Source organism: Bradyrhizobium shewense, from assembly GCF_900094605.1.
Taxonomy (GTDB): domain Bacteria; phylum Pseudomonadota; class Alphaproteobacteria; order Rhizobiales; family Xanthobacteraceae; genus Bradyrhizobium; species Bradyrhizobium shewense.
Map to the genome: position 1 here is coordinate 1 of NZ_FMAI01000050.1, position 26,411 is coordinate 26,411.

The window sequence follows — 26,411 nt, forward strand, 5'->3', positions numbered from 1 at the left end:
ATACTCGAAGGCAACGCCGGCAACTCTCAGCGGAGCCTCAGAGATCGATGCCGACCGCGATGTTACGGCCAGTCAATTCGGCAAAGGTAGCTGTGTGCGCGTACAGCTTTGCGAATGCCTCGTCCTTTGCCAATGCTTCCTGTACTTTTCCGTACACTTCCCAACTGGAATAGCGCGTAGCGATAAGAAACTCCCCGGCCCACGTACCAGTGTGAAATCGAGAAAGCCGAAGAAATTCTGCGCCATGTTTTTCGAAGATTGCCTTCGCCTGCTTGGCAGTCTTGATCATCTCCTCAGGCTTATCGCTCTTGAAGCGTGTAAATTGTACAATGGCCATGACCTAATCCCTCCGTTGACCCCCCACAGATTAGGTCTAGGAGTGGCCGTAGAGGTTCACAGGACGGCCCTATGATGCAGGGTCCGAGTAGGGTCAAAGGCTGCCTTAGCCAGCTTGCATAGCGCTGTTCGGCTCACCCTCAGGAAGCAGACTTCGCGACGCTCTGAGCTAAGGTCAGCCATGGGCCACAAGCGGCCGTCCGTAGCGACTTCGCGAGCAGAGAACGCCGCCGGCGCTGTCCTTCGCGCGCCGGCGGAGTTTATTTTAGCTCAGTTGACCTTGACGACGTGCGGCACTTTCCAGCTTCCATCAATGATGGAAGGGGTAGTCTCTTTTGGCCAGTACATCCGCAGCATTAGGACAAAATCGCCTTTCGGTGCGGGCAGCCAGTTAGATTCTTTCTCTGCGCCCGGCGACTCGTTTTGGAAGTATAGCGTCAGCGACCCGTCGGCATTGAACTTCGGATTGTCTCGCATGCTCACGGTAAACCTGTTGAGTGGATTTGGGACGAACCACCAGCCTTGGTCGATCATATACATGGTGAACGACCAGAAGCCGTTGACGGGGGGCGTTGCATCTTTTGGGAAGGTCAACGTGTACTTGTTCGCACCGCTCAGCTTCTGTCCAGCCGAGTCCTTTTCGGTGTTCGGATAGACAGCGTCACGCTCTTGATTGGCAGGCCAGCCAAATGCCGCCACAACCGCTCGCTTCATGTAATCGGCAGGGCCGTAGGTACCTAACCCTTTGGTAATCGACCAGCCGTTGACTATCCCACCAAGATTTTCCTTGTTTGCCTCGATCTTCTTCAGTGCTGTCTGTGGAATGTCCTTCAATGCTTGCTGAACAACTGGGTCAAGCTTGCTCATCTCGAACGGCTGCCCAGGCTCGATACCGATCTTCGCCATGCTCGCGAGTATCGGTGCATCCGTCGCAGGCGCCGGAGCCGCGGATGCCATCAGTTTAGCCAATAAATTGAAGTATCCCTCCGTTCCCATGGCAAGAATGACCGACTGCGGTTTATCGGTCATGCTGAAACCCGGACTCGGATTCACCGGCGGTGTCACAGGGGTATACGGCTTTCCCCAAGCGGAAAGGGGCGTAATCTTATATTGTGCCTGCAACGTGTTGACGGCCTTGTAGTCGGCCTCGCTGCCATCGGCATATGTGCGGCCGAGAATGACCATGTAGCGCGTAGCCATTGGAAAATGTTTCATATCCGCCGGCACTTCACCTTTCCAGCCCGGCGGGGTGAACAAGTAGTTGGCTGCCTTTCCGCTTGCAGTCCGCTTGCTCGGCGATGACTCTGAATCCGACATCCACAAATCGGTAAGCTCAAAGAGATAGAAACGGTCGCCCATGTCTGGGTGACTGAATACCTGCGGCTCCGCAAGATCGAGCCAAGCAACCGAGTAAAGCGTGTCAGCGTTGGGCGCGGAGACGCCGCGATAATCCGCAGGCGGATAGCGCGGAACGTTGACGAACTGACCAGTCGGGCTTGTGAACCCCTCGACCTTTGGCACGTTGCTCATCTGAACGCGGGTCACTTCAGTCGTGATCAGCGAATAGCCATAGACATAGGCATCGGTGGCGATCTGCTGCGCTTCCGCGGGCGATATGGATTGTGCGCGCGATGGTACGGCGGCTGCCAAGCACGTCGATACGGCAACGCCAAGAACAAGCAAAACACGTCGATCGATCGCGATCATGGAGGCACCCTTTGTTGTGTTAGACAACCGTTTTGAGGAATGGGTCAGGTCGGCACGCCAAAGTAGAAGTTCCAAAAGAAGCATCCACGCAAAACCGCGCTATTGATTCAGATCAACAGGTGCCCGTCCGGGGGCATTTGGCGTTGTCAGCCAAGCCGAAGATCGGCTTTGGGTCAGACGCTGCCATCGCGCACCTTGCCGCGATTGGTCAGCTAAGGGTCACAAGCCGTCGATGGCGACCAAGCGGAACGACTTCCGCTTTGCCTTTAGAAGCTGCCATTCGCGAACACCCGTCCTCAAAAAACGCTCGTCGCAGCGCGACCGTCGGGCAAAACAGCCACCAATTCCACTACGTCGCCTGTCAAGCCGCGCTCCGCAAAATATTCCACTTTACCGAAATTCGGATTTGTCGTACACACCGATCACCCTGGCCTGAGACGAGGGGCGGATCGCGATCGTCACGAACCGCGGGCTGGGCAGCGATGGACGCGACGGCGTCGGGCACGATGGGCATTGCAGGGCGGGACACCGTGAGCGATGGCTGTCGCGCGAACGACACGACGCTGACAGCGTCTTCGCATGGCTTCGGGGGCGAGCACACGCCACCCCCCGGATTCCCAGCGAGGACGTGCGCGGACGGAGAAGTCGTGTGGTCCCGACGCGCCCGGGGTCTGTGCGTCAAGTCTTGCGGTGATGTGGCGGCCCGACCGGGCGCGCGCATCGATTATCCGCAAGGCGACGGGGGCAATAGTGCAACGCTCCCCGAGGAGAGCACGAAGGACACCGTTAAAACCATTCGCGCAGGGAAGGCCGGGCGACCGGCAACACCTGTGGTCCACCCGTGTGCATTTCTGCCGCGCACGGATCTCGGGTGCCGCCGGCGCCCGGCCTTCCCTGCGCCCTCGTCATTTTCGAGGGCGGCACCTGGAGCAAAACTCGGGCGAGACGCGCCGCGGGAAGGCGAACGTACGTCTGCTGTTTGAAATATGAATTGGAGCGCGATGGGTCCGCCATTTGCTCCGTCATTGCCAGGAGTTCGCGACAAAATTGTGAAGCAATTTTGCGCTGATGCGACGAAGCAATCCAGAATCCCTCCGCAGAAATATTCTGGATTGCTTCGCTGCGCTCGCAATGACGGTGGAGAAACAGCTCTATCGCCGTCACCCTGAGGTGGCCGCTTCTTCAGCGGCCCTCGAAGGGCGACGGCCCCGCTGTCGCCGCTAAGATATCGAAGCATCTCGGCCGTTCATCCTTCGAGGCTCCCGGCGCGATGCTTTTGCATCGCGCCACTCGCGCCTCAGGATGACGGAAAAAGTGGAATCTGGCGCAGCAGAAACTACCGCATCATCATCCGCGCGATCGCTTCCCCAATCACCACCGTGGTGAAATGCGTGTTGGCGCGGCAGTCGGACGGCATGATCGAGGCGTCGGCGACGCGCAAGTCCGCAATGCCCTTCACCCCGCCGTCAGGATTGACCACGCCGTCGGCATCCCCAACGCTGGTCATGCGGCAGCTGCCGGCGGCATGCTGGATGTCGCCGGTCTCACGACGCAGCAGTGCGTCGAGCTCGTGATCCGGCAGCGCTGCTGCCTGTGGCAAGGTCAAATCGGTGTCGGCGAGCCGGATCCAGTCCGCGATGCCTGCCAGCGCCGGCTGGGATGTGATCACGGCGAGCCGTCTCACTGCGTCCATCATGCGCAGCATGTCGCGGGGATCGGCCAGCATGTTCTCCTCGACGAGGGGATCGATCGCAGGGTCGGTCGAGGCGAGTTTGAGCGTGCCTCGGGAGTACGCGTTGAACAGGCCCGCACCGATCGCCCCGGGATTGCCGATGCCGCGATGATTGAAGGCGATCAGGATCATGTCGCGCTTACCGCCCTCGGCAAGCCTCGAGGAATAGGTCACGCAGCAATTGGTGTGACGGGTGTCCGGATCGATCGGCCGCAGATTCTCGTGGAGCTGGATCGTGGCGCGAAACAGCGGATGGTCGAAGTAGTGGCGGCCGACCGGCAGATCGCGCGTAACCGCAATCCCCATCGCCTTCAACTCGTCGGCCGGGCCGACGCCCGAGCGCAGCAGGATCGCCGGACTGTGGATCGCGCCGGCGCACAGCACGATCTGCCGCGCGCTGATCTCGTAGGTGCCCTGCCCTTCGATGAGAACGCGGACGCCGGTGGCGCGGCCATCGCTGATCAGGACGCGATCGACCAGCGCATGGCCGCGAATTTCCAGATTGGCGCGGCCGCGCGCCGGCTCGAGATAACCCTCATTGGTGCTGATGCGGCGGCTGTCGCGGCTGTTGATGGGATAGCAGGCGACGCCTTCGCCATCGGGGCCGTTGAGGTCGGCGCACCAGGGATAGCCGCTCGCCAGCGCCGCATCGCGCAAGCCGCGGTCGATCGGGCCCCAAGTCTGCGTCGGCGCCCGATAGACCGGCAGCGGCCCGCCGCGGCCGTGGCCCTCGGCATCGCCGAACTCCAGATCGTCCTCGATCACGGAGAATAGCGGCATCACCTCCCTGGCCGACCAGCCGGTGCAGCCATTGGCGGCCCATTCGTCGAACGCATCGGCAACGCCGCGGATCGCGATCTGGCCGTTCATCATCGAGGAGCCGCCGAGCCCCTTGCCGCGCCAGTAGAAGCGCGCCTCCTGCCCGGCAACGCGCCGCGACAACAGATCAGGCCACTGCCATTTCTCCTGGTACTCGCGCTTGTGGATGATCGGGATCGGATTCGGCGTCCGTACCTCCCAGGGCGCCTCATCTGCGCGCCAGTCGCGGCCGGCTTCGAGCAGCAGGACGCGCCGCGCGGGATCCTCGGACAGCCGTGCCGCCACGGCGGCGCCAGCGGAGCCGCCGCCGACAACAATGACATCGTACATCGCGTTATTTCTCAACATTCCAGAAAACCGGCGTGGCGGACGGTATCAGACGGCGCAGAGTGACGGAATGCGAATTGGAGTGCGACGCTGTCGCATCCCGTCATTGCGAGCGTAGCGAAGCAATCCAGAGTCGTTCCGCGGCAGGATTCTGGATTGCTTCGCTGCGCTCGCAATGACGGTGTGGAGAAAGATGCGCACAACACAGTCGCTCGTGCCCCGGACGCGGCGCAGCGCTACTTCAGCGGTGCGCTGCTGAGCCGGGGCCCATGTCTCCGAGCAATCGTGCAGCGTGGGTCCCGGCTCTGCGCAGCAACGCGAAAAGCGTTGCAGCGCGTCCGGGACAAGAGAGCCCTACCCGATTCCCCGGCCGAACTTGTTCGACTTCGGGAAACCCTTCGGCGGCAGGCGGCCGGCGTCGGCGCGGGTGCCTTGCCACTCCGCCAGCTCCTTCATGGTTGCCGAGAATTCGCGGCCCGCGGAGTCCTTCCAGGTCAGGCCCGCCTTGGCCTCGAACACGGCGACGTCGGAGAGATCGCCGTCCTTGTACTTCTGCAGCCGCACGCCGCGGCCGCGCGCCATCTCCGGCACCTGGTCGAGCGGGAAGATCAGCATCTTGCGGTTCTCGCCGATGACCGCGACGGTGTCGCCCAGCACTTCGGTAACCACGCGCGCCTCGTTCGGCATGTCGACGTTGAGGACCTGCTTGCCCTTCTTGGTGGTGCCGACGCAATCGTCCTCGTTGACGACAAAGCCCTGGCCCTCACTGCTCGCGACCAGGAATTTGCGTCCGCCCTTGTTGACGAACAGCGCGACGGGCGCCGCCTCCTGCTCGAGGTCGATGAACAGGCGGATCGGCTCGCCGTGGCCGCGGCCGCCTGGCAGCTTGGCGACATCGAGCGAGTAGAACTTGCCGTTGGTGGCGAACAGCAGCAGCTTCGAGGTCGTCTCGGCGAAAAACGCAAAGCCGAGCTTGTCGTCCTGCTTGAAGGCGAGCCCCGAGAGATCCTCGACATGGCCCTTCATGGTGCGGATCCAACCCTTGTCGGAGACGACGACCGTCACCGGCTCGCGTTCGACGAGGGCCTCCTCCATCGCGGCCAGATCGTGCTCGGGCGCGTCGGCAAAAGTGGTGCGGCGTTTGCCGAGCGGCGTCTTCGGTCCGAACATGTCGCGGACCTTGCCGACCTGCTCGCCGACCTTCTTCCACTGCTCGGTTTCCGAGGCCAGCACCGCGTTGATGCCCTTGAGCTCGGCACGGAGGTTCTTGTCCTCGGTGCGGATCTCCATCTCCTCGAGCTTGCGCAAGGAGCGCAGGCGCATGTTGAGGATGGCTTCGGCCTGCACCTCGGTGAGCTTGAACTCCTTCATCAACGCCGGCTTCGGCTCATCCTCGGTGCGGATGATCTTGATGACCTTGTCGATGTTCAGATAGGCGATCAGGAAGCCGCCGAGGACTTCCAGCCGGTGCTCGATCTGCGCCTTGCGGTAGTTGCTGCGGCGGATCAGGACGTCGCGCAGATGGTCGAGCCATTCGCGCAAGCACTCGGCCAGCCCCACCACCTTGGGCACGCGGCCCTTGATCAGCACGTTGAGGTTCAGCGGAATCTTGTTTTCAAGCTCGGTGAGACGGAACAGCGATTCCATCATCAGCGCGGGATCGACGTTCTTCGATTTCGGCTCGATCACGATGCGGACGTCTTCGGCCGACTCGTCCCTGATGTCGCCGACCAGCGGCAGCTTCTTCTGGTCCAGCAGCTCGGCGACCTTCTCGATCAGCCGCGACTTCTGCACCAGGAAGGGAATCTCGGTGACGACGACGACCCAGGCGCCTCGCGCGCCCTCCTCCTGCTCCCACCGCGCGCGAACGCGGAACGAGCCGCGGCCGGTGGTGTAGGCCTCCGCAATGGCCTGCTTGGAATCGACGCAGATGCCGCCGGTCGGGAAATCGGGCCCCTTGACCCACCGCATCAGCGCCTTGGACTTGGCGTCGGGCTTCTCGATCAGATGCAGCGCGGCTTCGCAAAGCTCGGCCGCATTGTGCGGCGGGATCGAGGTCGCCATGCCGACCGCGATGCCCTGCGCGCCGTTGGCGAGCAGGTTCGGGAAGCCGCCGGGCAGCACGACCGGCTCCTTCGACTGGCCGTCGTAATTGGCGCGGAACTCGACGCCGTCCTCGTCGATGCCGTCGAGCAGAAGCCGCGCGACGTCGGTCATGCGCGCTTCGGTGTAGCGGTAGGCGGCGGGGTTATCGCCGTCGATATTGCCGAAATTGCCCTGGCCGTCGACCAGCGGATAGCGCGAGGAGAAATCCTGCGCGAGGCGCACCATGGCGTCGTAGATGGCCTGGTCGCCGTGCGGATGGAACGAGCCCATCACGTCGCCGACGATTTTTGCGGATTTCTTGAAGGCCGTGCCGGGGTCGAGCCTGAGCAGGCGCATGCCGTAGAGGATGCGCCGATGAACCGGCTTCAGGCCGTCGCGCGCGTCGGGCAGCGCGCGGTGCATGATGGTGGAGAGCGCATAAGCGAGATAGCGCTCTTCGAGCGCTTCACGCAGCGGCACCTCGTGGATTTCGGCCGGCTCTTGCGGCGGAATCAATCGTTTTCCCATGCCGCCCGGTTAAACCGTGGAAGCGAATCGGGCAAGGATGGATTGGTTCCCTGTGGGCGCCTAATGCCCAGCCCAGCCGGCTGTCACGGTCTGGGTCTGGGTCCCACCAGCCGTTTGGGCAGGCGCCGGCATGTTGGTCAGGCACCCCCGGGCGGCCTCGATTTCAGCCTCCGTCGCTCCCTTCGACCGCGCCCATGTCTCTGCGGCAGCAGCAGAATATTTCGCCACATAATACCGGACGACCGTGCAGGACGCCCGGCGAAACACGCCGGGTTGCGGCTCGCCGGCCATTGCATCAGGCGCAAACGCAAGCAGCGCCGCGGACAAGGCGAATCCTCTGATCAACATTTAGGCTGTCCCCGCTATGGAACCTGAGGAAGCGAACTCAACCAGCCCCACTTCGTTCCCCGGAACTCCATGCCCGGAGGCAAAGCAGAGTCCCGCTTAGCTCATGGCGCGGGAATCGCCGCCTTCGCCTGCTGCCGGATCAAGGCATTGATGAAGCCCGCGCGCGCGTCGGAATGGCCCTGCCCGCGCGGCTCCAGCACATGGCGCAGCAGGAACAGGCCGGTGAGCCGAAAGCCGTCCTGGAGATCCTGCTCGGTGAGGTCGGTTGCGGTTTCGCCCTGGCGCAGGAACGGCGGCAGGCGCAACAGCCGATCACGCCACGGCTCGCCCGCGCCGCGCGACACCGCGCCGCCGGATTTCGGCGAGACGTAGATCAGATCGGTGGTCTCGCCCGTGACCGCGCAATTCTCCAGCGCCAGCCCGAAGCCGAGCTCGGCGAGCATCGCCAGCTCGAAATGGATGACGTGCACGGCCGCACCACCGATATCCTCGAAATCGTCGAGCGAATGTTCGAGCAGCGCGAAGATCTCCTCATGCGGATCGCGCTCCGGCAGGAGCCGCGCAATCGAGGCGAGATGGGTGACGCCGTAGACGCCATGGGATGATCCCAGCAGCGTCGCCGCGCGCAGCTTAAGCCCTTCGATGGCGTAGGTGCCGAGATGCTCGTCCAGCCGCGCCCGCCACACCGCACTGACGCTGTTCCCCGGTTGCAGCAAGGGCCGCATCCGCGAGCCCGCGCCGCCCCGCACGAGCCCGAGATGCCGGCCGTGCCCGCGCGTCAAGAGCTCGACGATGGCGCTGGATTCGCCATGCCGCCGCACGCCCAGCACGATGCCTTCGTCGGTCCATTCCATGGAGGAAGTTTAGCGGATTCCGGCGGTCAATCGTAGGGCGGATTAGCCGAAGGCGTAATCCGCCGCGTTGCCGGCGCACACTCAAAGGGCGGATTACGCTTCGCTAATCCGCCCTACGCACCGTCACGCGTTGAACCAGCCCTGCGCGTCGCCGCTGAAGGAGAAATACAGGCCTGCCGTCGTCAGCGCGCAGGAGACGATCTCGATGGCGCTGTCGAGCTCCATGCCCTTCTCCCCGATGATCTGGCCGAGCGAGATCACCGACAGCACGAGGGCAGCCGCCAGCACCCAGCGCGGCCAGTTCTTGCGCCAATGCGCGGCGAGCCAGACGAAGTAGACCAGGAGCAGGATCATGCCGCCGGCGAGCAAGGTCCCCGTCATGATCATCTGCTCGGTCACCTCGGCGCTGGGCGTGCGGTCCTGGACCGCAACGGACAAGGCGTCCAGCATCAACGACGCATAGAGCAGCGCTTCGAAGCGCCGGACATTGCTGGGCACGCTCATCGGATACCGATCTTTTCTTGGTTATTCTCTCGGAAAGTCCAGGCCCATCTCGCGGTAGCGATCGGGATCGTCGCCCCAGTTCTCGCGCACTTTGACGAACAGGAACAGGTGGACCGGCACGTCCAGGATCTGCATCAGTTCCTTGCGCGAGTCCGCGCCGATCGACTTGATGGTGGCGCCGCCCTTGCCGAGCACGATCTTGCGCTGGCTCTCGCGCTCGACGAAGATCGTCTGCTCGATCCGCACCGACTTGTCCTTGCGCTCCTCCCACTTGTCGGTCGCGACCGTGGACTGGTAGGGCAATTCCTGGTGCAGCTTCTGATAGATTTTTTCGCGCGTGATCTCGGCCGCCAGCTGCCGCATCGGCGCGTCCGACATCTGGTCCTCAGGGTAGAGGAACGGGCCCGCCGGCACCATCTCGGAGAGAGTGTTGCGGAGGTCGTCGACGCCGTCGCCCGAGATCGCCGCGATCATGAAGGTCCGCGCGAACTTCATGCGCTCGTTGGCGGCCTGCGCCAGCGCCAGCAGTTTCTCGCGCTGAACCAGATCGACCTTGTTAATGACGAGGATCTTCTCGTGATTGACGCTGGCCGCCTTGGTGAGGATCGCCTCGGCTTCCTCGTCGATCCCGGTCTTGGCGTCGAGCAGCACGCAGACGAGATCGGCGTCATGCGCCCCGCTCCAGGCGGTCGATACCATGGCGCGGTCGAGCCGGCGCTTGGGCAGGAAGATGCCGGGCGTGTCGACCAGAATGATCTGCGCGTTATTCTCGATCACGATGCCGCGGATCAGCGCGCGCGTGGTCTGCACCTTGCGCGAGACGATCGTGACCTTGGCCCCGACCAGCGCGTTGACCAGCGTGGACTTGCCGACATTCGGCGCGCCGATCAGCGCAACGAAGCCGCAGCGCGTGGCAGTGGGCGCCTCGCCGCTTGTTTCAGCCGTCATTGCCGCCGCCAACGCCTTCACGTTCGATCATCACTGAAGCTGCTACTTTCTCTGCCGCGCGCTTGCTGCCGCCGATGCCTTCGGCCGGCGCGAGCCCCGGCAGGTCCACCGCGACGCGGAATTGCGGATCGTGGTGCGGGCCGGTGCGCTCGACCTCGCGGTAAACCGGCGTCGGCAGCCCTTTGCCCTGCGCCCATTCCTGCAGCACGGTCTTGGGATCGCGCAAGGGACGGCGCGGCTTGTGCATGCGCTCGGTCCAGTTGCGCTTGACGAACTCGGCCGCCGCCGCGTAGCCACCGTCGAGGAAGACGGCGCCGATCACGGCCTCGCAGATGTCGCCGAGGATGGACTTGCGCAGTCGCGCGTCGGCGCTGGAGCCGACTGAGCCGAGCTTGATGTCGTCGAGCAGTCCGAGCGACTTGGCCACGTCGGCGCAGCTTTCCTTGCGCACGAGTTCGGCAAGACGCTTGGACAGCTCGCCCTCATCGGCGTTCGGGAAGGCGTGATAGAGCATGTCGGAGACGACCAGCCCGAGCACGTGGTCGCCGAGGAATTCCAGGCGCTGATAGCTGTCGCCGCGCTTGCGCCCGGACTTCAGCGCCGAGACATGCGTGATCGCCTGCATCAGCATATTCGGATCGGCGAAGCTGTGGCCGATGCGCGCCTCGAGCGCCGCGTTGGCATCGGTGCCCTTGGCCTTGCCGCTCCGCGTCCGCTTCTTCTTTGCAGGCGTCTTCGCTGCAGCTTCGCTCTCAGGAGCGGCTTGCGCCTCGGTCGGTTGGATCGCGATGTCCTTGGCTTCGTCTTTCATCGGACGATTTTGAAGAACCGATTCCAGCGCACCGCCCACGGCCAGCGCCAGAACATCCAGGCATGCTCGCCTTCGGCGATGGAGAAGAAGATCATCTGGGCGCGGCCGATCAGATTCTCCTGCGGCACATAGCCGACCTGGCCGAGAAAGCGGCTATCGGTGGAATTGTCGCGGTTGTCGCCCATCATGAAGAAATGGCCTGATGGCACGGTGTAGACATTGGTGTTGTCCACGTAGCCGTTGTCGGCGCAATCGAGCGTCTCATAGGACACCCCGTTCGGCAGCGTTTCCTTCCAGCGCTTCACGCGGGAGATGCCGCCACCTTCCGAGCCGCAGGGCTCCTCGCCGACATATTCGCTCATCCGCTGCCGCTCGACCGGCGTGTCGTTGATGTAGAGCAGCCCGTCCCGCATCTGGATACGGTCGCCGGGAAGGCCGATCACGCGCTTGATGTAATCGGTGGAATCGTCCTTCGGCAGGCGAAACACGACGATGTCGCCGCGGTTCGGATCCGAGCCCCAGATCCGCCCGGAGAACAGCGGCGGCGAGAACGGAATCGAATAATGGCTATAGCCGTAGGAATATTTCGAGACGAACAGATAGTCGCCGACCAGCAGCGTCGCCTTCATCGAGCCGGACGGGATGTTGAAGGGCTGGAACAGGAAGGTGCGGATCACCAGCGCGATCAGGAGAGCGTGGATCACGACCCGGATCGTTTCACCGACGCCGCTCTCAGTTTTCGTTCCTGAAGTCACGCTCATTGCTCTCTCAATTCCGCCCGGCGATCACAGAGCGCCCTCCTCCCGCGAACGGCCCACCGGTTCGCGGCGCAAGGAGATTGTCCTGATTCTGATAGTGAGGGCCAATTCCGGCGTAAAGCCGAATTCGCCCATGCTGATTTTGTGTCCGCGGACTTTTAGACGGTTGTCGGAGGCCACGCAATCAAGGATCGCGTCAAAACTCGATAAGATATTGATTTATAACACAAATCATAATATGGCCCGGGCCCCTCAGGGTTTCGGCAGCGGGACGGCCGAAATGATGACGAAGGCCTGCGCCAGCGGCCAGTCGTCGGTGATCGACAGGTCGATCCGCGCCTCGAACCCCTCCGGGGTCAGGGCCTGGAGCCGGGCCAGCGCCCCGCCGGTCAGTTGCATGGTCGGCCGCCCGCCCGGCAGGTTGACCACCCCCATGTCGCGCCACCAGACGCCGCGGCGGATCCCGGTGCCGAGCGCCTTGGAGCAGGCCTCCTTGGCGGCGAAGCGCTTGGCGTAGGTCGCCACCACCATCTTCTCGTTCTTGGCCCGCCGCTCCGCCTTGGCCCGCTCGGCCGCGGTGAAGATGCGGTCGAGGAAGCGCTCGCCGTGCCGCTCGATCACCTTGCCGACGCGGGTGATGTCGATCAGGTCGGAGCCGATGCCGATGATCATGCCCGGCTCCGGCCGCGGTCCATCGCCGCGCGCATGCTGCGCACCGTCTCGGCAAGACCGACGAACAGCGCCTCGCCGATCATGTAGTAGCCGATGTTGAGCTCCATGATCTCTGGAAGGGCGGCAATCGTCTCTGCCGTTGCATAGTCGAGCCCGTGCCCGGCATGAACCTCCAGCCCGGCGGCCTTCGCCAGCTTCACGCCCGCCACGATCCGCTGCCATTCGGCCTCGGCCTTGGCGGTGTGGCCGTCGACGACGGCGTCGCACCAGGCGCCGGTATGGATCTCGATCACAGGCGCGCGCAGCCGCGCCGCCATCTCGATCTGGGCGGGATCGGCGGCGATGAACAGGGAGACCCGAATGCCGGCATCGTTCAGCCGAGCGATGTAGGGCGCGAGCGCGTTGTGCTGGCCGACCACATCCAGCCCGCCTTCGGTGGTCACCTCCTGCCGGCGCTCCGGCACCAGGCACACCGCGTGCGGCTTGGTGGCGAGCGAGATGCGCATCATGTCGTCGGTCGCTGCCATCTCGAAATTGAGCGGCTTGGAGATCTCGGCCTTCAGCCGCGCCATGTCCTCATCGCGGATGTGGCGGCGATCCTCGCGTAAATGGGCGGTGATGCCGTCGGCGCCGGCTTCGATAGCCATCAGCGCCGCGCGCACCGGATCGGGATGGCGGCCGCCCCGCGCGTTACGCACGGTTGCGACGTGATCGATATTGACGCCGAGGCGAAGCGGAATTGCGGGCATTTCAGGACTCGCGAAGTGACATTTCCCAACTCGTCATGCGCGGGCTCGACCCGCGCATCCATCTTCTTTGAAGAGATGGGTTACCGGGTCAAGCCCGGCAACGACAAGCATCATCCATTAACACGTTCGACTTTGGCGACGACCGCCTTCGCGCGCAGCTGGGCCAGGATCGCGCTGAGGTGCTTCAAATCGTAGACTTCGAGATCGATCGTCGTCTCCGTGAAATCAGGCGAGCGGCGCTGCATGCTGATGTTGTCGATATTGCCGTCGTGCTCGGCGATCACGGTCGCGATCTGCGCCAGCGCACCGGGCTCGTTGACGTTCTCGACCTTGATGCGGGCGGGGAAGCGCTGCGGCGCGGAGTCCTCGATGTCCCAGCGGACGTCGAGCCACCGCTCCGGCTCCTCCTCGAAATCCTTCAGGGCCGGCGCCTGGATCGGGTAGATCGTGATGCCCTCGCCCGGCGTGACGATGCCGACGATGCGATCGCCCGGCACGGCGCCGCCATTCGGTGCGAACTTGATCGGGAGGTCGGAATTGATGCCGCGGATCGGGATCGCAACGGGGCTGCGCGGCGGCTCCGACGACTTCTCCTTGAGCTTGGCGGCAAGCCCTTTCTTGACGCCGTAGCGCGCGATGCGCTCCTCCTTGTAGTCGGGGTACATCGCACGCGCGACGTGAGAGGCCTTGATCTCGCCGCGGCCCACCGCCGCCATCACGTCCTCGATCGAGGTGCGCGCGAGCCGCGGCAGCGCGCCCTTGAGCTTGTCGTCGGCGTATTCGATCTTGGCGCGTTCGAACAGGCGCTCCACGATGCGCCGGCCGAGACCGGCATATTGATCGCGCACCGCAGTCCGCGTGGCACGGCGGATCGCGGCGCGCGCCTTGCCGGTGACCGCAAGCGTCTCCCAGGCCGAGGGCGGCGCCGATTGCGCTTCCGAGGTCAGTACCTCGACCTCGTCGCCGTTCTGCAGCTCCGAGGACAGCGGCGCGAACTGACCGTTGATCTTGCAGCCGACCGCGCTGTTGCCGACGTCGGTGTGCACGGCATAGGCGAAGTCGATCACGTTGGCATGGCGCGGCAGCGCGATCAGCTTGCCCTTCGGGGTGAAGCAGAACACCTGGTCGTGGAACAGCTCGAGCTTGGTGTGCTCGAGGAATTCCTCCGGGTTGGCGCTCTCCGAGAGGATGCCGATGGTGTGGCGCAGCCAGGCGAACGCGTTGGACTCGCGCTTGAGGAATTCGGTCGGCGAGCCGACGCCCTCCTTGTAGAAGACGTGCGCGGCGATGCCGCGCTCGGCGATCTGGTCCATCGCCTCGGTGCGGATCTGCAACTCGACGCGCTGGTTGCCGGGGCCGATCACCGTGGTGTGGATCGAGCGGTAGTCGTTCTGCTTCGGCGTCGAGATGTAGTCCTTGAAGCGTCCCGGCACGACCGGCCAGGTGGTGTGGACGATGCCGAGCGCGCGGTAGCAGGCCTCGATGTCGTTGACGACGAGGCGGAAGCCGAAGATGTCCGACAGTTGCTCGAAGCCGACCGACTTGCGCTCCATCTTGGTCCAGATCGAGAACGGCTTCTTGCGGCGGCCATAGACCCGCGCGCCAAGGCCCCGGTGGCGCAGATTGTTGGAGAGCTGGTCCTCGATCTCGCCGATCAGATTGCGGTTGCGTTCGGCGAGCGCGTCGAGGCGCTGCATCACCACCGAATAGGCCTCGGGATCAAGGGTGCGGAAGGACAGATCCTCCAGCTCCTCGCGCATTTCCTGCATGCCCATGCGGCCCGCCAGCGGCGCATAGATGTCGAGCGTCTCCTCGGCGATGCGCCTGCGCGACTCCGTCGGCACGAAATCCAGCGTGCGCATGTTGTGCAGGCGGTCGGCGAGCTTGACCAGGAGCACGCGGACATCGTCAGCAATGGCCAGCAACAATTTGCGCAGGTTCTCGGCCTGCTTGGCCTCGCGCGACACCAGCTCGAGCCGCTTCAGCTTGGTCAGGCCCTCGACCAGCGCGCCGATCTCCGGCCCGAAGATCTGGTCGATCTCGGCCCGCGTCGCTTCGGTGTCCTCGATGGTGTCGTGGAGCAGCGCGGCCACGATGGTGGCGTCGTCGAGCTTGAGGTCGGTGAGAATCGCTGCCACTTCGAGCGGGTGCGAGAAATACGGATCGCCCGAGGCTCGGGTCTGCGAGCCGTGCGCCTTCATGGCGTAGACATAGGCGCGGTTCAGCAGGTCTTCGTTGGTGTTGGGATTGTAGGACCTGACGCGCTCGACGAGGTCATATTGACGCATCATGCGCGCGCGGGGCTTGGCCGGGCGCGCGACCGGCGCAGTCGGGGCCACGGCAACCGATTCGATTGCGGCCTGCATCTGCGTGGATCTGCGGCGCCGATATACCATCCCGTCCTGCCTTCAAACGAGCCCGAGCCGGCCCGCTGTATACATCTTAGCTCCGATCGCGCTTGTGTCCGATCAATTCAGTGACAGGACGCATCGCCAAGTACAACGCATGGTAACCACGAAAACGTCAACAAAAGCAAAGGCCCGAACACCGGTTCGGGCCTTTGATAAAATCACAAGAAATCGACGATCGCGACGGACGATTTACTCGTCTTCCTCAGGCTGCTCCTCGGGCGGCGCGAGGCCTTCGAGACCCTTCAGGAGCTCCTCTTCGGTCATGCGCTCGACGGCGACTTCGGTATCGTCCGCATCGACGCTCGCGCCAGCGGAACCGATCAGCGGCACCGTATCCGGCTCGGGCTCGTCGACCTCGACGAACTTCTGGAGCGAGTGCACCAGCTCCTCGCGCAGGTCCTCGGGCGAAATGGTCGTGTCAGCAATTTCGCGCAAAGACACAACAGGGTTCTTGTCGTTATCGCGGTCAACCGTTAGTTGTGAACCGGACGAAATCATGCGGGCACGGTGGGCGGCCAGCAGGACCAGGTCAAACCGGTTGTCGACCTTGTCGATACAATCTTCTACGGTGACGCGAGCCATGGACTGTCGCTCCGTTGTGGGTGGGACGAAATATGTGGATGATTGGGGCTAGTTATAGGGGCTGGGGCGGTTTCGCAAGGCCAATTTGTGATTTGGCCTCGCCAAACGGCTCTGCTACCCCCACATTGGGGCTGGGATGGGCGGTTACCCGGGCTGCCATCGAGGGCGGCGCCGGGTCTATGAAAGTCCGCCATAACTATACCTTGTTTGCCCCGACTTCTCCGGATTTGCGGCTTCGACGGATTTCGGCGGCACCCTAGAACTGCGCGGCCTGCTGCCGCCGCGCCAACAATAAACGATCAATCACGAACACTACGCGAGCAAACTGAATGTCACCTTCCTCTACCGACAAGATCGCGCTCTTCATCGACGGAGCCAATCTCTACGCGACGGCGAAAACTCTGGGCTTCGACATCGACTACAAGCGCCTGCTGAAGGAGTTTCAGAGCCGCGGAACGCTGCTTCGGGCGTTCTACTACACCGCCATCATCGAGGATCAGGAATACTCCTCGATCCGCCCGCTGATCGACTGGCTGGATTACAACGGCTACACCGTCGTCACCAAGGCGACCAAGGAGTTCATCGACGCCTCCGGCCGCCGCAAGGTCAAGGGCAACATGGACATCGAGCTCGCCGTGGACGCCATGGAGCTTGCCGAGCACATCGACCAGATGGTGCTGTTCTCCGGTGACGGTGACTTCCGCTCCCTGGTCGAGGCCGTGCAGCGCCGCGGCGTGCGGGTCACGGTGATCTCCACCATCGCCAGCCAGCCGCCGATGATCGCCGACGAGCTGCGCCGCCAGGCCGACGTCTTCACCGACCTCGTCGAGCTGCAATCCAAGCTCGGCCGCGATCCCTCCGAACGCCCCGCCCCGCGCGACCGCGGCGATCGCGAGGCCCGCCACCACGCCCCGCAATTCCTCCAGCGCGCAACCACCATGGCGCCGAGGGGCGATGACGACTTCGAGGAGTGAGGCGGCCCGGTCAAGTCGCCAGCCTCCCACCGTCGTTCCCGACCGCAATTGTCCGCTCTGTCCGCGCCTGGTCGCCTTTCGCGAGGCGAACCGGGCGCGCGAGCCGTTGTGGCACAACGCGCCGGTCGCGCCTTTTGGCGACGTCAAGGCACGCCTGTTGATCGTCGGCCTCGCGCCGGGGATGCAGGGCGCCAACCGCACGGGACGGCCGTTCACCGGCGATTACGCCGGTGACCTACTCTATGCCACGCTGCTCGAATTTGGTTTTGCCAAGGGCACCTATCAGGCACGTCCCGATGACGGCCTGAAGCTGGTCGACTGCCGGATCGCCAATGCAGTGCATTGCGTTCCGCCGCAGAACAAGCCGCTGCCGGTGGAGATCAACACCTGCCGCCAGTTCCTCGTCGCGAATCTCGAGACGATGCCGAAGCTGCGCGCGATCATCGCGCTCGGGCGGATTGCGCACGACAGCGTGCTCAAGCCGCTGAAGCTGAAGGCCTCGCGGGCCCCCTTCGGCCACGGCGCCGTGCATCAGGCCGGCGCGTTCAGGCTCTACGACAGCTATCACTGCTCGCGCTACAACACGAATACCGGCGTGCTGACGCCGGACATGTTCCGGTCGGTGTTCGCGAAGGTGAAGGCGGATCTCGATTAGCGCCCTGGTTCAGGCCTTGGCCGGATTGGCCTTCAGCCAGTCCAGGACGTCGCCGGCGTTCCGGTCGGGCGGAAACACCGGGTAGAATACATGCGTGATTCTGGCGTCGTCGACGATCAGCGCAAGACGCTTGATCAGCGTCAGGCCCGCGACCGCCATCGTCGGCAGATTGAGCGCGCGCGTCAGCGCCAGCTTCTCGTCCGACAGCACGGGAAACGGCAGATGCAGCCGTGACGCCATCTCGGTCTGGTACTCGTTGCTCTGGGTCGAGAGGCAGAACACGTGGGAGGCGCCGGCGCCCTTCAGCTCGGCGAACAGATCGCGAAATGCGCAAGTCTGTGGCGTGCAACCGCGCGCACCCGGGATCATGTCCCAATCGTCGACCAACGAAATCTTGCCGGGTTCGCCGGTGCGGGGATAAGCGAACACCACGGTCCGGCCGCGTAGCGCCGACAGCGTCACCGAGGTGTCGTTGGTCGCGAGCAGGCCGATTGGCGGCAGCGTCATGCCGGTCAGATGCGCGGCTGCGCCGTCGTCTTCAGGTGCGGGAATCTGGCTCCAATCGACCTCGAGCAGGTTCCGTTGATTCATCTCGCTATCCCCTCGCCCGCATCAGGCGGCCCTTCTCCCGGCTCCAATCGCGCTTCTTTTCGGTCTCGCGCTTGTCGTGGAGCTTCTTGCCTTTTGCAACCGCCAGCTGCAATTTGGCGCGCCCACGCTCATTGAAATAGAGCTTGAGCGGGATCAGCGTCATGCCCTCGCGGTCGACGGCGCCCATCAGCTTGTTGATCTGCCGGCGATGCAGCAGCAGCTTTCGCGGCCGCTTGGGCTCGTGATTGAAGCGGTTTCCTTGCAGATATTCGGGAATGGTGGCGTTGATCAGCCAGATCTCGCCGTCCTTGGAATCGGCATAGGACTCCGCGATCGTGCTCTTGCCGTTGCGGATCGACTTGACCTCGGTGCCGGTCAGCGCAATCCCCGCCTCGATCGTATCCTCGATCGCATAGTTGAAGCGGGCCTTGCGATTTTCCGCCATGACCTTGATCGGACGTTCGTTCTTTTCAGCCATGGCGACGAAACCTGAGCGCAATGCGCAGCGATGCTAACAGTTTGGATGAAGCGCGCGCGTCACTTCTTGAGGAGATCGCGGATCTCGGTCAGCAGCACAACCTCCTCCGACGGCTTCGGCGGCTCCACGGGCTTGGTCTCTTCCTTCCGCTTCAGTGTGTTTATGGCGCGGATCACCAGGAACAGCACGAAGGCGACGATGATGAAGTTGATCGTCAGCGTCAGGAAGCTGCCGTAAGCAAGTACGGCGCCTTGCTTTTTCGCATCCGCTAAGTTGGTGGCGGTCACCGCCTTCGACAAGGGGGCGAAGTAGTTCGAGAAGTCGAGGCCGCCGGTCGCAGCGCCGATGATCGGCATGATGATGTCACCGACCAGCGAGGTGACGATGGCGCCGAAGGCCGCACCGATGATGACGCCGACCGCGAGATCGACGACGTTGCCCTTCATGGCGAATTCGCGGAACTCCGTGAGCATCCGCCTGCCCTTTTCGTCGACGCTCATGAACGGCCTCCCCGATAGGTCAACCTATCAGTTGATGAGGCCAGCGTGCACCATGGCGCTGCGCACGGCAACGCGGGTCGGCTCGGAGACCGGCACCATCGGCAGCCGCAGCGTCTCCTCGAGCTTGCCGAGCAGCGACATCGCGTACTTGATCGGCGCCGGGTTGCTCTCGATGAAGAGGTTGTTGTGCAGCGGCATCAGCTTGTCGTGGATCTTCAGCGCGGCGGCATGGTCACCCCTCGCCCAGGCGGCCTGGAACTCCGAGCACAGGCGCGGCGCGACGTTCGACGTCACCGAGATGCAGCCGTGGCCGCCATGCGCCATGTAGCCGATAATGGTCGCGTCCTCGCCCGAGAGCTGGTTGAAATCCTCGCCCATCGCCGCACGCTGCTGCGACACGCGCACCATGCTGGCGGTGGCGTCCTTCACGCCGGCGATGTTCTTCAGCTCCCACAGCCGCTTCATGGTGTCGACCGACATGTCGATCACCGAGCGCGGCGGGATGTTGTAGATGATGATCGGAATGCCGATCGCGTCGTTGATCGCCTTGAAGTGCTGGTACATGCCTTCCTGGGTCGGCTTGTTGTAGTAAGGCGTCACCACCAGCACGGCATCCGCGCCCGCCTTCTCGGCGTGCTGGGCGAGCTCGACCGCCTCCTTGGTCGAGTTGGAGCCTGCACCGGCGATTACAGGCACGCGGCCCTTGGCTTCAGCGATGCACCATTCGACCACCTTCTTGTGCTCGTCATGGCTGAGCGTCGGGCTCTCGCCGGTGGTGCCGACCGGGACCAGGCCGTTGGTGCCCTCCGAAATCTGCCAGTTGACCAGGGATCGGAATGCCGCCTCGTCCAGCGAGCCGTTCTTGAACGGCGTGACCAAGGCGGTGAACGACCCCCGGAATTTCGTCTTGGCTGCCATGGACTTCCTCCGTACGCGGCTATCTCTTGAGCAAGCCCCTTTCATATCGGGTCTATCCCGCCGGTAAAAGGCCCGCTTCCGTGTGACGCACCGTTTAGGCCGCGATTTTGCCGCGGTAGTGGTGCAAACCGGCCCGCGGTAAGCCGCTGTTGGTATTTTGTCCGCATATTCAATCAAATACAGCTAGATCTTGAGCCACTTGACTGATTCGGGGCGACCAAACCCGTGACCTCATTCCCTCGTGCCGCCTGGCGATCCACCGGTCTCATCGTGTGCCTGATGGCAGGGCTATCGGTCGGCTGCGCCGCCCTGGCCAAGTCCAATGAGACGACGGCGGAAGCTGGCAAGGACACCGCGAAGCCAGCCGCCAAGGACGCTGCCAAGGACAGCGCGAAGGGCTCGTCCAAGGGAACCGGCAAGGAAACTTCGAAGGACGCGGCCAAAGGAGCAAGCCCGGGCGCAAGCAAGGGCGCGAGCAAGGCTGCCGCCGGCGCTCCGGCCAAGGACGCTGCGAAGAAACCGGCCAAGGATGCTGGCAAGGACGCCGGCAAGAGCGCCGGAAAAGAGCCCGCGAAGGACAAGCCCAAGCCCGCCGCTTCGGCCCCTGCGCCGAAATCGCATCCGGCCGCCAGCGGTTCGTCGCCGAAGACCGCCCCCGCGCCGGCCGTGACCGCCACCGTCAGACCTTCCGCCCCCGCGGCCAGACCGGCCGCAGCGCCCGTGCTGGCCCCGGCGACGCGCCAGCATGCCGCGCCGCGCAAGCCGGTCATACCGGCCGCGGTCGCTGCGACGTCGTCGACGCCCCAGGGCGACAAGGACGCCCTCGAGAGCGTCATCGAGCTCGTGCGCAAGCGCAAGGCGGGTGAGGCCAGCAACGTCGCAGCCGGCATCTCGGATCCGGTCGCGCGAAAACTCGCGGAATGGATCATCCTGCGCAGCGAGGACAATGGCGCCACCGTGGAGCGCTACCGCGCCTTCCTCTCCGCCAATCCGAGCTGGCCGTCGCAGACCTTCCTGCGCCGGCGCCTCGAGGCCGCGATGTGGGACGACAGGCGCGACGATTCCGTCGCGTGGTCGTGGTTCGAGAACGAATCTCCGATCTCCGCCAAGGGCCGCTTCACGCTCGCCAAGGCGATGCTGGCGCGCGGCGACCGCGCCAATGCCGAGCGGCTGGTGCGCGAGGCCTGGCGCAGCGATCCGATGTCCGAGGATACCGAGAACAACGCGCTCGATCAGTTCGGCGCCCTGCTGACACCGGGTGACCAGAAGGCGCGGATGGACACCCTACTCTACGGCAGCGAGAGCGAGGCCGCGCTGCGCGCCGCAAAGCGCCTGGGTGCCAGCTATGTCGCACTCGCCAAGGCCCGCATCGCCGCCGTCAAGAAGGCGCCGAACGCGCGTGCGCTGCTCGACGCCGTTCCCCGCGAGCTGCACAACGACCCCGGCTTCACCTTCAGCAAGATCCAGCTGCTGCGCCGCGAGGAGAAGTTCGCCGAGGCAGCCCAGCTCATGCTGTCGGCGCCGAAGGATCCGAACCGGCTCCACAATCTCGACGAATGGTGGATCGAGCGGCGTCTTTTGGCGCGCAAGATGATCGACACCGAGGAATTCCGCAGCGCCTATCTGATCGCGCGCGACGCCGCACTGCCCTCGCGCGACATCTACAAGACCGAGCAGGAGTTCACGGCCGGGTGGATCGCGCTGCGCTTCCTCAACGACCCCGCGGCCGCCACCCAGCATTTCGCCCGCATCGGCGTCGGCAGCGTCAATCCGACCGCGCTGGCGCGTGCGGGGTATTGGCAGGGCCGCGCCGCGGAAGCGGCGGGACGCCAGCAGGAGGCGCGCAACGCCTATGCCCGCGCAGCCGAACAATCGACCAGCTATTACGGCCAGCTCGCCCGGGCCAAGCTCGGCCTGCCGCAGATCGAGCTCAACAGCCAGCCGCGCGGCCGCGGCGCCGAACGGCTGGAGATCGTGCGCGCCGCGCACCTGCTCTACGAGCTCGACGAGCGCGAGATGGCGATACCGCTGCTGGCCGACATGGGCGAGAACGGCGATCCCGAAGCACTCGCCGGCCTCGGCGAGCTGACCCAGCGCTACAACGATGCGCGCGGCATGCTGCTGCTCGGCAAGGCCGCGCTCAATCGCGGCCTGCCGTTCGACTTCTACGCCTACCCCGTCAATGGCATTCCGCAGTTCACGCCGATCGGTCCCGAGGTCGAGCGCAGCATCGTCTATGCGATCGCGCGGCAGGAGAGCGCATTCAATCCGTCAGTGGTCTCGCCGGCGCAGGCCTACGGCCTGATGCAGGTGACGCCCGACGCCGCGCGCTATGTCTGCAAGCGCCACGGCGCGACTTACGATCTGGGACGGCTGAAGAACGATTCGGTCTACAACGCCACGCTCGGCTCGGCCGAGCTCGGCGGACTGCTCGAGGATTATCGCGGCTCCTACATCATGACCTTCGCCGCCTACAATGCCGGCCGCGGCAGCGTGAAGAAGTGGGTCGAGCGCTACGGCGATCCGCGCGACCCCAAGGTCGACGCGGTCGACTGGGTCGAGCTGATTCCGTTCTCCGAGACGCGCAACTACGTGCAGCGGATCATGGAGAACCTGCAGGTCTACCGTGCCCGCTTCGGCGGCGGCACGCGGCTGCAGATCGAAGCCGATCTGCGCCGTGGCGCCGGCAGCGTGGAATAGCGATCCGCTCTTTCGATTCGCAGCCGCGAGCATGGGTGGCGAGCGCTGCCGTTGCCTCGCGGTGCAGATGAAGGCGCCTGGCGCCGCTGCTGCAAAGGCAGACCAGCGAGGCGTTTGCGAGGCCAGCCGGCCAACGGCAGTGCACCCCTGCGCGCCGCTATCAGGATGGGAAGCGCGGAGCTTCCCTCTCCCACCCCAGAGCAATCGCATTTGGAAGCGACCCCTCTGTGGCCATCCTTCGAGACGCCCGCCGTTGGCGGGCCCTCAGGATGAGGACCGAGCGTGCGGCAGCAGTCTTGACGGGCATCGATGCCGCTTGGCCTCTAGGAGACCGCCGCCGGGTCCGCGCAAGCGCGGCCCGATGACAGGCTTCACAGTCGTCTGGAAGGACGAGGCGCGCGCTCAGCTGGGGGAAAATGCCGTATGCGATTGCCCTGCCCCCCAGCACGGCTTCCATTAGATCGCAACGAAGATGGAGGGCGATGCGCCAAACTTGGCCCATTGCGCCCAGCGAGAAGGCAAGCACCGCGGCAAAAGAAAAGCCCCGGCGGTTTCCCGCCGGGGCTCTCTGTCAGGTCGTTAGACCGAACTTACCAGTTGCGCTGAGCGCGGAGGCGCAGGGTGATGGTGTCCTGATCCTTGAGCTGGTAGGTGGCGATCGGCTTGGCAGCCGGGCCATTGATTGCCGTGGTGGTCACCACACCAGCATATTTCTGGTCGAGGTGGGTCCAGTTGAGGTCAGCCGAGAACGTGAGGTTCTTGACCGGGGTCCAGCGGGTGATGATACCGACCTGGCCGACGGCGAAGTCGGGATTACAGCTCGTCACGCCAGCAACTGCCGTGATGACGCCCGCAGGGCCGCAGAGGGTGCCCTTAGCCAAGCTACCGAACTGTGCCTGAGCGTAAGCACCGTAGATCGCGGTGTTCCAGTAGGGATCCCAGTTATGCGTGTAAGCGCCACGGAAGCCCCAGGTCTTGATGGTTTCCTGCTGGCCGCCGGTCACGAACACCGTGTCCGGGGCACTGGCAGCACCAACGCTCGCGTAAGCTACATTCGAGCTGCCATAAATGGCGTACGAGCCGCCCGCAAGGTTCTGGAAGTTGTAGCGGGTCGCACCGTCGGTGTAGACACCCGAAATGTTGATCACGTCACCCGCACCAGTCGGGATGTTCTTGATCGACAGAGCGAGCTGAACCGCCCAACCCCACTTGTCGTCGGGGTGGCCAGTGGCCTCCGTAGCGCCGTAGTAGGCAACGTGGTTGTCATGCGCAGCGACCGACGCCTGGAACAGACCCCAAGCCTGGTCGACACGAACCATACCGACGAGGTTCGGGGAACGCGAACCGCCGATGGCATTGGAGCCATAAGCTGCACCCGTCACACCGCTGAGACCGGCGGCACCGCTCATGTTCAGGTTGCCGGCCTGGTAGTAAGCCGTCGCGTCTTCCGCCGAGAACGACGCCGTCACGCCCTGACCGAAGTCAGCGGTGTAGGTGAACTGGTTGACACCAGTGACCGTGCCGCTGCCGCCGACGAGGCTGTCGAAGTTGTTGCCGGGATAGTTGGTCCAGGGCGCGTCGAACTGCGACACGGCCTTACCCATGGTGAAGCCAGCGAACTGGATGAAGGCGTAGTACACGCCGAGCGAACCGCCCGAGGTGTTGCCGTCGGTGCCGTTGATCGACGAACCAACGAGCACCGGGGTGGCGCCGGAGGTGTTGAGAGCCAGCGTGCCGCTGTAGGCGGTCGCGCCCGTCGCGCTGCCCGTGCCGGCGTAGTTGCCGGTGGTCCAGGAGAACACGCCGTCGAAGAAGGTACGGACGACGCCGTATTCGGTCGCGGTGCGCGTGTCGATGTTGAGATCTTCACGAGCGCGCATGGTGTAGTAGTTCGTCAGACGGTTGCGCCCACCGTTGTTGCCGGTGAGCTGACCGCTGAAGCTCGAGTTGGTGTTCAGCGCGACTTCAGCGCGCAGATAACCACCCAGCTTGATGCAGGTGTCGGTGCCCGGGATGTAGTAGAAGCCCGCGCCGTACAGCGAGCAGATCTTCACGTATTCGACCGCCTTGGCCTTCACGGGCAGATCGGCTGCTTGAGCTCCGCCCACGGCGATCAGACCCGCCGCTGAGCCGAGCAAAAGGCTCTTAACCAACTTCATGTTAAACTTCCAAGTTGCTCTTCAGGGAAGGTCACTGACCGGACGGCCAATTCCCCAACCCCCTCTAAATCACCGCTCCGGGCTCCTTCGCGTCTTCGGACACACCCGCATGAACGCGAGGGACTTAAGCGAAATGACCTAAACGGGACGACCTCGGGATGCCACCCTCCGTCGCTCAGTCACAATTACCGAACGTCCTTGCACACACAACAAGAGACGCTTTGAAACGGGCCTATGAAGCTTGTTTTCCGACGGGTGTTGCACAAATAACACGCAGATGTGATCAGAGCGCCCTCGCAACATATTGTTTTTATTGTTGTTTTAGAGACGGTTCCTTCTGCCATCAAAGTTCCCCACTTAAGGCACCGCAAGCGAGATCTCGGCCTGGAGGGGCTTTGACGCACTCGAGTCGTAGAATCGGAGGGAGACTCAAGGAGAACGCATCGACCTGCTCCGCGCCTCCCAGCCTGATGCAGGCACGGCTTTAAGGTGCGCGACGAGCACCTTTGCGGATAGCGGGGGCTATTGGAGCCGGCTGGCGGAGCTGCCACGAATCGAACTTTCGACCCCGCCTCCCGCCCCATCGATTCTTCCAGTAAACTCAGTCCCTTACGCGAGCTAAGACGATCTCATAGGCGGAACTGTCCTTCGAGATGCGCCGCACGCTCCAACTCTGTGCCCGATTCTCGCAACGTTACGGTCACGCTCCGGGGCCAAACTGCTTTGTCGCGAAAATCGCTGGGAATATTCGAGCGAAAACACGCGCTTCCAAATTGACCGGCCCGAGTAATTAGATGCATAAGGCTCGCACCGGAGAGGTGGCCGAGTGGCTGAAGGCAACGCTTTGCTAAAGCGTCATACGGTCTCAAGCTGTATCGAGGGTTCGAATCCCTCCCTCTCCGCCACCCAGCGGCATGTCCAGCCCGAAGAGATGGGTAACGCATCGTACCTAAGAGATGGGTGACAACCTCGTGCCGAACGGGTTGTCGAGGGGCTGCAGGGTCTTCTGCTCCAGGTCGAAATATCCAAGATCATAGTGCATGAAGCTGACGAGCCAAATGCCCTCGTCGACCTCCTTGATGCCGAGCTTCTGGCCGGCCAACACCAGGGAGATATTGATTCTCTTGCGGTGGAGGCAGAGGCGCCCGCAGGAGGTGACGACGACGTCGCGATCGTGAAAGGGATAGGCCAGTTCCGGCAAACCCTCGTAGTGGCGGGCTGAGGCGGTGTAGAGATCTGCCGGGCGCTTCATGTCGAGAGCCTCA

General features: G+C 63.7%; 22 protein-coding genes, 1 tRNA gene and 1 pseudogene. 4 read left to right on the forward strand and 20 right to left on the reverse strand.

What is annotated here, in order from left to right:
- Nucleotides 1–37: 37 nt before the first annotated feature.
- From GA0061098_RS40925 to rpoZ, 14 genes are all read right to left on the reverse strand, one after another.
- On the reverse strand, nt 38–337 hold the full coding sequence (locus tag GA0061098_RS40925) for a hypothetical protein (RefSeq protein ID WP_091967377.1): 300 nt from the start codon (nt 335–337) through the stop codon (nt 38–40).
- A gap of 269 nt (nt 338–606) precedes the next feature.
- Nucleotides 607–2,043 (reverse strand): DUF1254 domain-containing protein, encoded by a 1,437-nt coding sequence (locus GA0061098_RS40930; protein WP_091967397.1) that lies wholly within the window; start codon nt 2,041–2,043, stop codon nt 607–609.
- A 1,336-nt stretch (nt 2,044–3,379) separates the two neighbouring features.
- Nucleotides 3,380–4,924: a GMC family oxidoreductase gene (locus tag GA0061098_RS40940; protein ID WP_091967379.1), complete on the reverse strand. Its 1,545-nt coding sequence runs from the start codon at nt 4,922–4,924 to the stop codon at nt 3,380–3,382.
- 351 nt (nt 4,925–5,275) lie between these two features.
- Nucleotides 5,276–7,534 carry a DNA topoisomerase IV subunit A gene (parC, locus tag GA0061098_RS40945; protein ID WP_091967380.1) on the reverse strand — a complete coding sequence of 753 codons (2,259 nt, stop codon included), beginning with the start codon at nt 7,532–7,534 and terminating at the stop codon, nt 5,276–5,278.
- A gap of 60 nt (nt 7,535–7,594) precedes the next feature.
- Nucleotides 7,595–7,882 carry a hypothetical protein gene (locus GA0061098_RS46670; RefSeq protein ID WP_091967381.1) on the reverse strand — a complete coding sequence of 96 codons (288 nt, stop codon included), beginning with the start codon at nt 7,880–7,882 and terminating at the stop codon, nt 7,595–7,597.
- Between the two features lie 101 nt (nt 7,883–7,983).
- On the reverse strand, nt 7,984–8,736 hold the full coding sequence (recO, locus tag GA0061098_RS40955) for a DNA repair protein RecO (RefSeq protein WP_091967382.1): 753 nt from the start codon (nt 8,734–8,736) through the stop codon (nt 7,984–7,986).
- A gap of 123 nt (nt 8,737–8,859) precedes the next feature.
- Nucleotides 8,860–9,240, reverse strand: a complete 381-nt coding sequence (locus GA0061098_RS40960) for a hypothetical protein (protein ID WP_028144377.1) — start codon at nt 9,238–9,240, stop codon at nt 8,860–8,862.
- Between the two features lie 21 nt (nt 9,241–9,261).
- Nucleotides 9,262–10,188 carry a GTPase Era gene (gene era / locus GA0061098_RS40965; RefSeq protein ID WP_091967383.1) on the reverse strand — a complete coding sequence of 309 codons (927 nt, stop codon included), beginning with the start codon at nt 10,186–10,188 and terminating at the stop codon, nt 9,262–9,264.
- Nucleotides 10,178–10,999, reverse strand: a complete 822-nt coding sequence (gene rnc / locus GA0061098_RS40970; RefSeq protein WP_091967384.1) for a ribonuclease III — start codon at nt 10,997–10,999, stop codon at nt 10,178–10,180. The genes era and rnc overlap by 11 nt, the downstream gene beginning before the upstream one ends.
- Complete coding sequence (gene lepB / locus GA0061098_RS40975; RefSeq protein ID WP_028144380.1) at nt 10,996–11,760, reverse strand: signal peptidase I; 765 nt, start codon at nt 11,758–11,760, stop codon at nt 10,996–10,998. Before lepB ends, rnc begins: the two co-directional genes overlap by 4 nt.
- A gap of 249 nt (nt 11,761–12,009) precedes the next feature.
- Nucleotides 12,010–12,429 carry a holo-ACP synthase gene (gene acpS, locus GA0061098_RS40980; protein WP_028144381.1) on the reverse strand — a complete coding sequence of 140 codons (420 nt, stop codon included), beginning with the start codon at nt 12,427–12,429 and terminating at the stop codon, nt 12,010–12,012.
- Complete coding sequence (locus GA0061098_RS40985; protein ID WP_091967385.1) at nt 12,426–13,178, reverse strand: pyridoxine 5'-phosphate synthase; 753 nt, start codon at nt 13,176–13,178, stop codon at nt 12,426–12,428. The genes acpS and GA0061098_RS40985 overlap by 4 nt, the downstream gene beginning before the upstream one ends.
- Before the next feature lie 110 nt (nt 13,179–13,288).
- The gene (locus tag GA0061098_RS40990; RefSeq protein ID WP_091967386.1) at nt 13,289–15,574 is read right to left on the reverse strand and encodes a RelA/SpoT family protein; all 2,286 of its coding nucleotides are present in this window, start codon (nt 15,572–15,574) and stop codon (nt 13,289–13,291) included.
- A gap of 204 nt (nt 15,575–15,778) precedes the next feature.
- Nucleotides 15,779–16,171, reverse strand: a complete 393-nt coding sequence (rpoZ, locus tag GA0061098_RS40995; RefSeq protein ID WP_008133017.1) for a DNA-directed RNA polymerase subunit omega — start codon at nt 16,169–16,171, stop codon at nt 15,779–15,781.
- A 329-nt stretch (nt 16,172–16,500) separates the two neighbouring features.
- On the opposite strand from rpoZ, the gene GA0061098_RS41000 reads away from it, so the two are divergent.
- Nucleotides 16,501–17,145: a LabA-like NYN domain-containing protein gene (locus GA0061098_RS41000; protein ID WP_018320007.1), complete on the forward strand. Its 645-nt coding sequence runs from the start codon at nt 16,501–16,503 to the stop codon at nt 17,143–17,145.
- On the forward strand, nt 17,126–17,800 hold the full coding sequence (locus GA0061098_RS41005; protein ID WP_091967387.1) for a uracil-DNA glycosylase: 675 nt from the start codon (nt 17,126–17,128) through the stop codon (nt 17,798–17,800). Before GA0061098_RS41000 ends, GA0061098_RS41005 begins: the two co-directional genes overlap by 20 nt.
- A gap of 9 nt (nt 17,801–17,809) precedes the next feature.
- On the opposite strand, the gene GA0061098_RS41010 is transcribed toward GA0061098_RS41005, so the two are convergent.
- Genes GA0061098_RS41010 through dapA form a run of 4 tightly spaced genes read right to left on the reverse strand, consistent with a single transcriptional unit; the run spans nt 17,810 to nt 20,287 of the window.
- Entirely contained in the window at nt 17,810–18,391 is a 582-nt protein-coding gene (locus GA0061098_RS41010; RefSeq protein WP_091967388.1) for a peroxiredoxin, read from the reverse strand.
- 4 nt (nt 18,392–18,395) lie between these two features.
- Complete coding sequence (gene smpB / locus GA0061098_RS41015; protein ID WP_018320004.1) at nt 18,396–18,869, reverse strand: SsrA-binding protein SmpB; 474 nt, start codon at nt 18,867–18,869, stop codon at nt 18,396–18,398.
- Between the two features lie 59 nt (nt 18,870–18,928).
- Nucleotides 18,929–19,342: a large conductance mechanosensitive channel protein MscL gene (gene mscL, locus GA0061098_RS41020; protein WP_165637939.1), complete on the reverse strand. Its 414-nt coding sequence runs from the start codon at nt 19,340–19,342 to the stop codon at nt 18,929–18,931.
- A 54-nt stretch (nt 19,343–19,396) separates the two neighbouring features.
- Complete coding sequence (gene dapA / locus GA0061098_RS41025; protein WP_091967391.1) at nt 19,397–20,287, reverse strand: 4-hydroxy-tetrahydrodipicolinate synthase; 891 nt, start codon at nt 20,285–20,287, stop codon at nt 19,397–19,399.
- A 279-nt stretch (nt 20,288–20,566) separates the two neighbouring features.
- On the opposite strand from dapA, the gene GA0061098_RS41030 reads away from it, so the two are divergent.
- A complete protein-coding gene (locus GA0061098_RS41030; RefSeq protein ID WP_165637940.1) occupies nt 20,567–22,987 on the forward strand; it encodes a lytic transglycosylase domain-containing protein in 2,421 nt (806 codons plus the stop codon).
- Between the two features lie 590 nt (nt 22,988–23,577).
- On the opposite strand, the gene GA0061098_RS41035 is transcribed toward GA0061098_RS41030, so the two are convergent.
- Nucleotides 23,578–25,146, reverse strand: a complete 1,569-nt coding sequence (locus GA0061098_RS41035; protein ID WP_091967395.1) for a porin — start codon at nt 25,144–25,146, stop codon at nt 23,578–23,580.
- A gap of 812 nt (nt 25,147–25,958) precedes the next feature.
- Here GA0061098_RS41035 and GA0061098_RS41040 point away from each other — a divergent pair.
- Nucleotides 25,959–26,051 (forward strand) — tRNA-Ser (locus GA0061098_RS41040).
- A 44-nt stretch (nt 26,052–26,095) separates the two neighbouring features.
- Here GA0061098_RS41040 and GA0061098_RS41045 read toward each other — a convergent pair.
- Nucleotides 26,096–26,411: pseudogene (locus GA0061098_RS41045) on the reverse strand (IS481 family transposase); the annotation flags it as partial.